Annotated in this window: 9 protein-coding genes; 5 read left to right on the top strand and 4 right to left on the bottom strand. The window is 62.3% G+C overall.

The window, feature by feature from the left end:
* Positions 1-91 precede the first annotated feature (91 nt).
* From K3819_RS02745 to nadE, 3 genes are all read left to right on the top strand, one after another.
* Entirely contained in the window at positions 92-991 is a 900-nt protein-coding gene (locus K3819_RS02745; protein WP_064593129.1) for a LysR family transcriptional regulator, read from the top strand.
* 118 nt (positions 992-1,109) lie between these two features.
* Positions 1,110-2,333, top strand: coding sequence for a nicotinate phosphoribosyltransferase (gene pncB, locus K3819_RS02740; protein ID WP_011332202.1), 1,224 nt, complete (start codon positions 1,110-1,112; stop codon positions 2,331-2,333).
* A gap of 4 nt (positions 2,334-2,337) precedes the next feature.
* Positions 2,338-3,165: an ammonia-dependent NAD(+) synthetase gene (gene nadE / locus K3819_RS02735; protein ID WP_085611050.1), complete on the top strand. Its 828-nt coding sequence runs from the start codon at positions 2,338-2,340 to the stop codon at positions 3,163-3,165.
* 54 nt (positions 3,166-3,219) lie between these two features.
* Here the strand turns inward: nadE and azu are convergent, their stop codons facing one another.
* The gene (azu, locus tag K3819_RS02730; RefSeq protein ID WP_221398584.1) at positions 3,220-3,666 is read right to left on the bottom strand and encodes an azurin; all 447 of its coding nucleotides are present in this window, start codon (positions 3,664-3,666) and stop codon (positions 3,220-3,222) included.
* A 340-nt stretch (positions 3,667-4,006) separates the two neighbouring features.
* Between azu and K3819_RS02725 the strand changes: the two genes are divergently transcribed.
* Together K3819_RS02725 and K3819_RS02720 are read left to right on the top strand one after the other, a co-directional pair.
* Positions 4,007-4,594 carry a TIGR00730 family Rossman fold protein gene (locus tag K3819_RS02725; protein ID WP_221398583.1) on the top strand — a complete coding sequence of 196 codons (588 nt, stop codon included), beginning with the start codon at positions 4,007-4,009 and terminating at the stop codon, positions 4,592-4,594.
* 68 nt (positions 4,595-4,662) lie between these two features.
* Entirely contained in the window at positions 4,663-4,845 is a 183-nt protein-coding gene (locus K3819_RS02720; protein ID WP_064593122.1) for a hypothetical protein, read from the top strand.
* A 127-nt stretch (positions 4,846-4,972) separates the two neighbouring features.
* Here the strand turns inward: K3819_RS02720 and K3819_RS02715 are convergent, their stop codons facing one another.
* From K3819_RS02715 to K3819_RS02705, 3 genes are all read right to left on the bottom strand, one after another.
* Complete coding sequence (locus K3819_RS02715; RefSeq protein ID WP_085611052.1) at positions 4,973-5,866, bottom strand: transglutaminase family protein; 894 nt, start codon at positions 5,864-5,866, stop codon at positions 4,973-4,975.
* Complete coding sequence (locus K3819_RS02710) at positions 5,866-8,352, bottom strand: circularly permuted type 2 ATP-grasp protein (protein ID WP_221398582.1); 2,487 nt, start codon at positions 8,350-8,352, stop codon at positions 5,866-5,868. The genes K3819_RS02715 and K3819_RS02710 overlap by 1 nt, the downstream gene beginning before the upstream one ends.
* Positions 8,353-8,440: 88 nt before the next feature.
* Positions 8,441-11,716: a DUF2126 domain-containing protein gene (locus tag K3819_RS02705; protein WP_221398581.1), complete on the bottom strand. Its 3,276-nt coding sequence runs from the start codon at positions 11,714-11,716 to the stop codon at positions 8,441-8,443.
* Between the last annotated feature and the right edge of the window lie 200 nt (positions 11,717-11,916).

Below are 11,916 nucleotides of genomic sequence, written 5' to 3'. Positions count from 1 at the left end.
AGCGTCAGGAAGGCTGTGCAACAAACGACCTTTACGCGAGATATCATTCCGTTTATTCATGCTGCGCAGAAAGACAAGAAAAGGATCGCCCATGCTGAACAAACGCCACTTGCCGTCGATCACCGCGTTGCAGTGCTTCGAGGCTGTGACCCGGCACCTGAGTTTCACCCGGGCCGCCGAGGAACTGAACCTGACCCAGAGCGCTGTCAGCAAGCAGGTGGCGCAGCTCGAGGAATTGCTGCAGCACTTGTTGTTCCGTCGCGTACGCCGCCGTTTGCAGATGACCCCGGCCGGCGATCTGTACCTGGTGGAAGTCAGAAAAATCCTGACCCAGGTCGAGATGTCGACCCATTACCTGCGTTCCTACGGCGGCGAAACCGAAGTCCTGCGCGTCTCTACGCCCTCGACCTTCGGCGCTCGCTGGCTGGTGCCACGCCTCAAGGGCTGGCGCCTGCGTCATCCGTCTATTCATCTGGACCTGTGCAACGAGCAAGAAGCGGATGATCTGCTGCAAGGGCGCAGCGACCTGGCGTTCTATTTCGGCCAGGGTTCGCGCCCCGGCACCGAGTGCCTGAAGCTGTTCGGCGAAGAGCTTGTGCCCGTCTGCGCGCCGAGCAGCCTGCCGGACACTCCGTTGACTGATCCAACGCAACTCACCGATCTGGTCCTGCTGCAGAATGCTTCGCGCCCGCAAGCGTGGCACGACTGGTTCGACAGCCAGGGTTACCAGACCGAACACAGCTACCACGGCCCGCGCTTCGAAACCTTTTATATGTGCATCCGCGCCGCCCAGGTCGGCTGCGGCGTCGCCCTGCTGCCGAGGTTTCTGGTGGAAGAGGAATTGGCCGACGGCAAACTGGTCATTCCCTGGCAGCATGCGATGCCCAGCACCGACGCCTATTACCTGGCCTACCCGGAACACGCGGCAGAAGTGCCCAAGGTGCGGGATTTCGTGAAGTGGATGCTGGAGCAGATCGACAGTCCGGTTTGAAGTTGTATTCAGTCCCTGTGGCGGTCAAAAAATCGCTGGCAATCCCCACCCCGGATATGCGCCACTAGCGCCATTGATTGATACCGCGCCAACGCGCGGTCCGCCTGGAGACCCCTTTATGAGCGAGAGTGTGTTTGCCGATCGCATCGTGCAGAACCTGCTCGACACCGACTTCTACAAACTGACGATGATGCAGGCGGTGCTGCACAACTACCCCAACGTCGAAGTCGAATGGGAGTTCCGTTGCCGTAACAGTGAGGATCTGCGCCCTTATCTGGCGGAGATCCGCTTCCAGGTCGAGCGTCTGGCCGAGTTGAGCCTGAGCGCCGATCAGTTGAGTTTTCTCGAGCGCATCTCGTTCCTCAAGCCGGATTTCCTGCGGTTCCTCGGTCTGTTCCGTTTCAACCTGCGCTACCTGCACACCGGCATCGAGAACGGCGAGTTGTTCATCCGTCTGCGCGGGCCGTGGCTGCACGTGATTCTGTTTGAAGTGCCGCTGCTGGCGATCGTCAGCGAAGTGCGCAACCGCTATCGCTACCGTGAAACGGTGCTGGAACAGGCCCGCGAACAGCTCTACCGCAAGTTCGACTGGCTGACCGCCAATGCTTCGGCCGAAGAACTGTCGCAGTTGCAGGTCGCCGATTTCGGCACACGTCGCAGATTTTCCTACCGCGTGCAGGAAGAAGTGGTGAACGTGCTCAAGCACGATTTTCCCGGGCGTTTTGTCGGCACCAGCAACGTGCACCTGTCCCGCGAACTGGACATGAAACCGTTGGGCACCATGGCCCACGAGTGGATCATGGCCCACCAGCAACTCGGCCCGCGATTGATCGACAGCCAGATCGCCGCCCTCGATTGCTGGGTCCGGGAATATCGCGGTTTGCTGGGAATCGCCCTCACGGACTGCATCACTACCGATGCCTTCCTCGGCGATTTCGATCTGTTCTTCGCCAAGCTGTTCGACGGTCTGCGCCACGACTCCGGGGACCCGGTGCTGTGGGGCGAAAAATGCATCGCCCACTATCACAAGCTCGGCATCGACCCGATGAGCAAGACGTTGGTGTTCTCCGACAGCCTGACCCTGCCCAAGTCGCTGGAGATCTTCCGGGCCCTGCGCGGCCGGATCAACGTCAGCTTCGGCATCGGCACCAACCTGACCTGTGACATTCCGGGTGTCGAACCGATGAGCATCGTGCTTAAAATGACCGCCTGCAACGGCCAACCGGTGGCGAAGATCTCCGACGAGCCGGGCAAGACACACTGCAAAGACCCGAATTTCGTCGCCTACTTGCGACACGTTTTCCAGGTTCCTGCCGTTTCCAGCCTTTCCAGCAAGGAGTGAATTCATGCAAGCCGTACAGCGTGAGATTGCTGAACAGCTCAACGTTCAGCCGCCGTTCGCCGATTACCAGGCCCTCGAAGCGGAAGTCGCCCGCCGCATCACCTTCATCCAGGATTGCCTGACCAATTCCGGACTCAAGACCCTGGTGCTGGGCATCAGCGGCGGGGTGGATTCGCTGACCGCAGGCCTGCTGGCCCAGCGCGCCATGCGTGAACTGCGCGAGCGCACCGGCGACGAGGCCTACAAGTTCATCGCCGTGCGCCTGCCGTACGACGTGCAGTTCGACGAACACGACGCCCAGGCTTCGGTGGACTTCATCGCCCCGGACGAGCGCCACACCGTCAACATCGGCCCGGCAGTGAAGTCCCTGGCCAGCGAAGTCGCTGCCTTCGAAGGCAAGCACGCGGTGTCGGTGGATTTCGTGCTCGGCAACACCAAGGCGCGGATGCGCATGGTCGCCCAGTACACCATCGCCGGCGCGGCCCATGGCCTGGTGATCGGTACCGACCACGCGGCGGAAGCGGTGATGGGTTTCTTCACCAAGTTCGGTGACGGCGCCTGCGACCTGGCCCCGCTCAGCGGTCTGGTGAAAAACCAGGTCCGGGCCATCGCCCGCAGCTTTGGCGCACCGGAATCGCTGGTGGAAAAAGTGCCGACGGCGGATCTGGAAGACCTGTCGCCGGGCAAGCCGGATGAAGCCTCCCACGGCGTGACCTACGCCGAAATCGACGCTTTCCTGCACGGCGAGCCGGTGCGTCAGGAAGCGTTCGACATCATCGTCAACACCTACAAAAAGACTCATCACAAACGCGTGATGCCGTTTGCGCCATGAATCCAGGGCATAAAAAAAGCGTCCTTCGGGACGCTTTTTTTGACCGTGTGTTGCTTACTTCAGGGTCACGGTGCCTTTCATCATCGAGATGTGGCCCGGGAACGAGCAGAAGAAGCCGTACTTCTCGTCAGCCTTGAGCTTGGACACGTCGAAGGTCACCGAGTCGGTTTCCTTGGCGCCGATGATCTTGGTGTGAGCGATGACGCGCTCGTCACCGTCCTTCAGGTAGTTCTTGTCGATGCCGGCGGCCAGGCCGTCGGTGGCGATCGGCTGCATGTCGGCTTCTTTGCTGATCACCAGGTTATGGCCCATGACGTTCTTCGGCAGGCTGCCGGAGTGGGTCAGCTCGACGGTGAAGGTCTTGCAGCTCTTGTCGATTTCGATGGCCTTGGTGTTGAAGGACATCTGGTCGGTGGAGTCAACGGTGGTTTTGCACTCGGCAGCCATCAATTGGCTGCTGGCCAGCGTCAGCAGGGATACCGCAACAACTTTGGAAAACATGGTGAATCTCCAAGGCAGGGTTAACAAAACACGAATGGTTGGAAGACTGCCTGAAATCTTCGCAAGTTCCTATGACTTGAGTCAAAAATTGTATACAACTTTCAGGCTATGACACTCATCGAAACAATCTAACAGCCAGACGTTTGGCCGGGCCGTATCTTCAGGGCTCGACACTCATCTGGAGCATCCGTCATGTCCTTCAACAGCCTGTTGTGCAGTCTGCTCGCTGCTTACGCCTGTGGCGCCAGCGGCACCTATGAAACCCCGAAACGCGAAGTCTAGCCCTTGGATCAAGGCGTGCCAGCCATTACCCTGTGACCGATTGACCCAGGAGGAAGGCATGTCTCTCACATCCGTTTGTGTATTTTGCGGTGCCAACGCCGGCACCACTCCGGCGTACACCGAAGCCGCCATCGCCCTCGGCACAGCTCTCGCCGAGCGTAAGCTGACGCTGGTCTACGGCGGTGGCGCCGTCGGCCTGATGGGGATTGTCGCCGACGCCGCACTGGCGGCCGGCGGCGAAGTGATCGGCATCATCCCGCAGAGCCTGATGGACAAGGAAATCGGTCACAAGAGCCTGACGCGCCTGGAAGTGGTCGACGGCATGCACGCCCGCAAGGCGCGAATGGCCGAACTCAGCGATGCGTTCATCGCCCTGCCCGGTGGCCTCGGCACCCTGGAAGAGTTGTTCGAAGTCTGGACCTGGGGCCAGCTCGGCTACCACGACAAGCCGCTGGGCCTGCTGGAAGTGAACGGTTTCTACAGCAAACTCACTGCATTTCTCGATCACATCGTCGGCGAAGGCTTCGTTCGTGCGCCGCACCGTGACATGCTGCAAGTGAGTGAATCGCCGCAAACGCTGCTCGAGGCTCTCGACCACTGGAAGCCCACCGTCACGCCCAAGTGGGTCGACCAGAAACCCGATTAACCGCCGGGCACCGATACAGGGCAGAATACGCGCCGCTCAACCTCACCTTCGACCCCAGAGGATCGCCCATGGCCAAACCCAATTACTCCTTCGCCAAACGTCAACGTGACCTGGCCAAGGAACAGAAGAAAGAGGAAAAGCTTCAGCGCAAGAAACAGATGGCTGAAGAAGCGGCACTGAACCCTGACGGGGAAGTGGCGACTGAAGATGATGATGTTGAGACACCGAAAGACCCGGCGCCCGACGCCTGAGCAAGTTGCTGAAACCTTGAACACAATCCCTGTGGGAGCGGGCATGCTCGCGAAAGCGTCGTGACATTCACTATGGATGTGACTGAAAAATTGCTTTCGCGAGCAAGCCCGCTCCCACATTTGATCTTCACTCCTCCAGTGGCAACACGGTGACGCGGACTTCCGGGTCGTGATTGCCACCGCCCAGAATCACCCCGCGCAACGGCGACACATCGGAGAAATCCCGGCCCCAAGCCAGGGTGATGTGCTCCAGTGCCGGCTGCACATTGTTTGTCGGATCAAAATCCACCCAGCCCAGCACCGGGCAAAACACCGAGACCCAGGCATGGGACGCATCGGCGCCGATCAACCGTGGCTGCCCCGGCGGCGGCTGGGTCAGCAGGTAGCCGCTGACGTAACGCGCCGCCAGCCCGCGTGATCGCACACAGGCGAGCATCAGGTGCGCGAAGTCCTGACAGACCCCGCGCCGCCGCTCCAGCACCTCCACCAGTGGAGTGGCGACTTGCGTCGCTTCGGCATCGAAGGTGAATTCGCTGAAGATCTTCTGCATCAGGGCCTGCACACCCAGCATCAACGGTCTGCCGGCCGGGAAACAGCTCTCCGAAAACTCGACGAAGCTGCGTTTGAGATGCACGTAGGGCGACTGAAATCGATAGCGACAGACTTCCAGCAACGAAGCGGACAGCGGCTGGCTGCTGTAGGTCAGCGCGTTGCGGGTCAGTTCCCAGGCCGGCGACTGCTGGAAATCCACCACGGGGCGCGCCAGCACTTCGACCGTCAGCCGTGCGTTGACCTGCAATTCATCGTGGGGCCGTTCGAAGGCCAGGCGGGTCAGCGGATTGCCGAACACATCCTGCTCGTCACGGCGGGTGGTCGGCTCCGGGCTGATCAGCAATTGCTGCTCGGTGCAGCGCTGCCAGTCGCACTCGCGCGGCCACAGATGCGCCAGTTGCTGGGCCAGGGACACCGGGCTGTCGTAGCGATAGCAGGTGTCGTGAAAGATCTGGTAATGGGCGCTCATCAGACGGACACCGTGCGCTGGCTGACATCATCGACATGGGCGAAATGGCGCAGGGCCAGACGGTCCGACACCTGACTGCTGGCGTCGGCGATCTCCTGCAACAGATCCGCCAGACCATCGAGGGCCGCGCGCACGCTGGATTCGCCGAACAGGGGATTTTCCAGACAGCTCAGGTCGAAGCGCGCCAGACGCTCGACCAGCGGCGGCAACCCAGCCTCCCTCGGCACACCAAAATCATCATTCAGACGCTTCAGGGTGCGGGTCACCAGTTTCAACTGGAACAGCACTGCATGGGGGTTCTGCTCGTCCAGCAGCAACAGGTCGAGCACCGGAATCAACTGCGCCACCGCCAGATAACGCGAGCGGTAAGTGATGCTGCTGTTGCCCAGCTCCAGCAACCACTCAAGCCCGGCCTGATCGAACGCGCCCGCGCCGCGCAGGAAGCCCGCGAGGCTGCTGCTGAGAAATTGCAGGCGCTCGATCCGCCGGCCGATCATCAGGAAACGCCAGCCTTCGTCACGGGTCATGTCGTCGAGGGCAAACCCGGACAGCGCCGCGAGCGACATCACCAACCGGTTGAGAAAATCCAGCAGCTCGCCGAAATCCGGTTCGTCGGTGTCCAGCTCCGAAGCCTCGCGTTGCAGCTCCACCAGCGCCTGCCAGTTTTCCCGGGACAACTTGCCGCGCACTTGCGATGCCGCCCACTGCAAGCGCTGCAGGTTGGAGCGCAGGCTGAACGACCAGTCCTCGCCGAGCAGCGCCGCAAGCAAGCGTTCCGGCAGTTCACCTTCGTCCGGCAGCAGCATCAGTCGCTCGCCCAGATCCACAGCGGCCTGCAAGGCTTGCGGGTCATCGCCGTCGACGTAGCGCGCGAGCATGATCCGCAGCAGCCGCGCGCTGTCGTCGCAGCGCTCGCAGTAACGGCCGAACCAGAACAGGTTTTCCACCACCCGCGACGGCAGGTACGGATCACGGCGCACCAGATCAGGCACGCCGATGTTGCGCTGGGCTTTCCACTGTTCCCCGCTTGGCGGCCGATCCCCCAGCACCCAGGTGTCCTTGCTCGCACCACCGCGCTGCATCGACACCACTTCGGCATCGGCTTCGGCCGCGACCCGGGTCAGGCCACCGGGCAACACCCGATAACCGTCGTGACTGGCCACCGCGTACATGCGCATGCCGATCGCCCGGGGTTGCAGTTGCCCGTCCTCGGGCTGCCAGATCGGCGCCTGGGACAGCTGCGCGAGTTCTTGCGCGACATAGGCATAAGGGCGGGCCTGCATGCGCGCGGCGAGACTTTCACGCTGTTTTTCGCTCAGATCCCGGCCAAAAACCGGAGGGAAGCTTTGCGACGGGAACGCCGGTTTGATCAACAGCTCCGGCAGTTTCTCCAGGGCCTGGGCCAACACCGGCGCTTCGCCGCACCACCACGTGGCGATGGAAGGCAGGATCAGGTCTTCGCCGAACAGGTACTGATTGATCTTCGGCAGAAAACCGAGCAGCCCCGGCGACTCCAGTACGCCACTGCCCAGTGCATTGGCCACCAGCACCCGGCCCTGACGCACCGCGTCCAGCAATCCGGGAACGCCCAGCGCGGAATCGGTGCGCAATTCCAGCGGATCGCAGAAGTCATCGTCGAGCCGGCGCAGGATCGCGTGCACCCGGCGCAGGCCACTGAGGGTTTTCAGGTAGACCGTGGCATCACGCACCGTCAGGTCACCGCCCTCCACCAGCGGATAACCGAGCTGGCGGGCAAGATAAAGATGTTCGAAATAGCTCTCGTTGAAGCGCCCCGGTGTCAGCAACACCACCAGCGGCGCGTCATCGTCGCAGGGAGCCTGACGGGCGAGGGTTTCCTGCAGGGTGCGGAAGAATCCGGCCAGATGCTGCACTTTCAGATCCCGATACAACTCGGGGAAGGCGCGGGACACGATGGTGCGGTTTTCCAGCGCATAACCGGCGCCGGATGGCGCCTGGGTACGATCCGCCGTCACCCACCAGCGTCCGTCCGGCGTGCGCGCCAGATCCACGGCATACAGGTGCAGAAAGGCCCCGTCCGGCGGCGCAATGCCCTGACAGGGCCAGAGGAAGTTGTTGTGGCCGAACACCAGCTCCGCCGGCAGCAGCCCTTCGCTGATCAGCCGCTGCGGGCCGTACAGATCCGCCAGCACCGCATTGAGCAGCCGCGAGCGCTGGGCGATTCCGGCGGACAGTTGCTGCCACTCGTCAGCAGCGATCACGTGGGGCAGCAGATCCAGCTCCCACGGACGATCCGCGCCTTTCGGATCCGCATAGACGTTGTAGGTCACGCCGTTTTCCTGAATCTGCCGGGTCAGCAATGCCTGACGCTGCACCAGGTGCGCCGTGGTGCTGCGCTGCAAATGGTCGACCAGTCGCCGCCAGTGCGGGCGCACCGCCCCGCTGTCGTCGAGCAGTTCGTGATAGGTGCCCGCAGTCAGCGGGTAGCGGTCAAGCAGGTCAGGCATGGAAAGCTCGGCAGCCGGCAGGGAACAGTCAGACTAACGCAGGCACATGACGCCCGGATATACGAAAAATCCGGGCGTCGTGTACGAATCAAAAACGTCGTAAATCGAGAGTCATCGGCAGTTCGTCGGAGATAGCCAGGTTCGGTACAGGAAGTTTCCCCGGCGTGTGTCCGATGCGGAAGAACCGCGCCATGCGCCGGCTCTCCGCTTCGTTGGCGTTGACCGGCAGCGTCTCGTAATTGCGCCCGCCCGGATGGGCGACGTGGTACTGACAGCCGCCCAGCGAACGCTGCATCCAGGTATCGAGCAAGTCGAACACCAGCGGCGCATGCACCGGGATCGTCGGTTGCAGACAGTTGGCCGGTTGCCACGCGCGAAAACGTACGCCGGCGACAAACTCGCCAACCCGTCCGGTCGGTTGCAGCGGCACCGGGATGCCATTGCAGGTCAGCAGATAGCGCTGCGGCGGCAGCCCCGTAAGCTTGACCTGCAAACGCTCCAGCGATGAATCGACGTAGCGCACCGTGCCGCCCGCCGCGCCCTCCTCGCCCAGCACGTGCCAGGGTTCGAGAGCCTGGCGCAATTCCAGCTCGATACCGTTGACGGCGTAATCGCCGACCTTGGGGAAACGGAACTCAAGATGCGCCGCAAACCATTCCGCACGCAGGGGGTAACCGGCATTGTTGAGTTCGACGATGACGTCGGCGAAGTCCTGTTCGATGAAGTGCGGCAACATGAAGCGGTCGTGCAGCTCCGTACCCCAGCGCGCCAGTTTCGGCGGCGCATAGGGCTCGCGCCAGAACCGCGCCACCAGCGCTCGCAACAACAGCTGCTGCGCCAGGCTCATGCGCGCATGGGGTGGCATTTCGAAACCACGCAACTCCAGCAAGCCGAGGCGCCCGGTGGCGCCGTCCGGTGAATACAGCTTGTCGATGCAGAACTCGGCGCGGTGGGTGTTGCCGGTGACGTCGATCAGCAAATTGCGCAACAGGCGATCGACCAGCCACGGCGGGCATTCCTCTCCCGGCGCCGGCATTTGTGCGAAAGCGATTTCCAGTTCATACAGCGCGTCGTTGCGCGCTTCGTCGACCCGCGGCGCCTGAGAGGTCGGGCCGATGAACAGACCGGAAAACAGGTACGACAGTGAAGGATGGTTATGCCAGTAACTGATCAGGCTACGCAGCAGGTCCGGACGACGCAGAAACGGTGAGTCGCCCGGTGTCGCGCCGCCGAGCACGAAATGGTTACCACCGCCGGTGCCGGTGTGCCGCCCGTCGACCATGAATTTCTCGGTGGACAGTCGGGTCTGGCGCGCTTCTTCGTACAGAAACTCGGTGCGTTCGACCAACTCGTCCCACGTCGCGGACGGCTGCACGTTGACCTCAATCACGCCGGGATCCGGGGTGATGCGGAAATTGCTCAGGCGCGGATCGCTCGGCGGCTCGTAGCCTTCCAGCAACACCGGACAATGCAGCTCTTCGGCGGTGGCTTCGATGGCCGCGACCAGTTCCAGATAATCCTCGACCCGCTCCAGCGGCGGCATGAACAGGTACAACCGGCCTTCCCGGGCCTCGGCGCACAAGGCGGTGCGGGTCAGCCAGTCGGCGGACTCATCGATCTTCGGTACACGCTCGTCTGCCGGAGCCGGCTCACGGTGGTCGTTGAGCTGCGATGTTTCGGGCAGCTCGGGGAAATCCTGGTTCGGGTCGTTCGGATGAATGAACGGATACTCCGCTGCCTTCACCCAGGGCTGCGAGCCCAGCGGCAGGCGATAGCCGAGCGGTGAATCCCCCGGCACAAGCCGGCAATGCTCATCGCGCAGATACCAGCGCCCGCTCTGCCACTGATCGCCCTTGGCGGTGCGCGCCAGCGGCAACACTTGGCCGATGATCTTGTCCAGCCCCTGACTGAACACCTTGCGCAGTCGCGCACGTTCCAGCGGCTCCTCCAGACGCGAGTCTTCGGCGCTGACGTTGCTCGGCAAGGCGCCCTCGCGCCAGAGGTAATAGAAGTTGTCTTCGTAGGCCGGGAACACGAAGCGTGTCGGCAGTTTCAGGCGCTCGGCGACACTCGCCAGAAAGCGCCCGGCCAGCTCACCCGTAGCGCCGTAATCCTGCTGCTCATCGGCGATCAGTGCGTTGTTGTGCCAGATCGGCACACCGTCGCGGCGCCAGTAACAATTCAGTGACCAGCGCGGCAGTTGCTCGCCTGGATACCACTTGCCCTGACCGAAATGCACCAGCCCCTTGGGCGCGTAATGTTTGCGCATGCGCTGGAACAGTTCGGCGGAGAGCCGGCGCTTGTCCGGGCCCAGCGCCGCAGTGTTCCATTCGGCGCCATCGGGGTCGTCGATCGATACGAAGGTGGGTTCGCCGCCCATGGTCAGGCGCACATCGCCTTCCAGCAGATCGGCATCGATCTGCCGGCCCAGCGCCTGGATCGCCAGCCATTGCTCATCGGTGTAGGGCTTGGTGACCCGGGGTGCTTCCCAGATCCGCTCTACGGACATTTCGTGGCTGAACTCGCACTCGCAAGGCTCCACCAGACCACTGATCGGCGCCGCCGAGGACGGATCGGGACTGCAGGCCAACGGGATGTGCCCTTCCCCGGCGAACAGTCCGGAGGTGGCGTCGAGGCCGATCCAGCCGGCGCCGGGGAGATACACCTCGCACCACGCGTGCAGGTCAGTAAAGTCCACTTCGGTGCCGGACGGGCCGTCGAGGCTTTTCACGTCGGCGGTCAATTGAATCAGGTAGCCGGAGACGAAACGCGCCGCCAGCCCGAGGTTGCGCAGCAGTTGCACCAGCAACCACGCCGAATCACGGCAGGAACCGGAGGCATGTTCGAGGGTGTGCTCCGGAGTCTGCACACCCGGTTCCATGCGAATCAGGTAATTGATGTCTTCGCTCAGACGCTGGTTGAGCGCCACCAGGAAATCCACGGCCGGCAACGGCGTGCGGTCGATGGCGTCCAGATAGGCCTTGAATGTCGGCGTCAGCGGCAGGGTTTCGAGGTACGGCGCCAGTTCCTTGCGCTCATCGGCGGCGTAGGCGAAGGGGATTTTCTCGGCGTAGGGTTCGAGGAAAAAGTCGAACGGGTTGAACACCGCCATCTCGGCCAGCAGATCGACCTCGATCCGCAGTTCGGCGGTTTTCTCGGGGAACACCAGCCGGGCGAGGTAGTTGCCCTGAGGATCCTGCTGCCAGTTGATGAAGTGCTGCTCGGGCGAGACTTTCAGTGAATAGGACAGAATCCGCGTACGGCTGTGGGCAGCCGGGCGCAGACGCACGATCTGCGGGCCGAGTTCGACAGCGCGGTCGTAGCGGTAATGCGTGACGTGATGCAATGCGACATGAATCGACACGGCGTGCCTCCTGCGAGCCCAAGCGTATTCGAAAGCGCGCAAGACTTATGCCATGCAGAGGCTTGGGCGCTTTCCCGGAATGCTTAGGGCAGTACAGCACCAAAATCGGGCGATGCGGTGAAATGGTTTGGCACAGTTGCACGCAAATGTTGCGAGGCACAACGCGAAACGCCAACCCGAAGGTTGGCGTTCTGTTCAGC

It is taken from the genome of Pseudomonas sp. 3-2, from assembly GCF_019710535.1.
Lineage (GTDB): Bacteria > Pseudomonadota > Gammaproteobacteria > Pseudomonadales > Pseudomonadaceae > Aquipseudomonas > Aquipseudomonas pharyngis.
The sequence above is the reverse complement of the archived record's forward strand: the minus strand, read 5'-3'. Positions and strand labels throughout refer to the sequence as shown.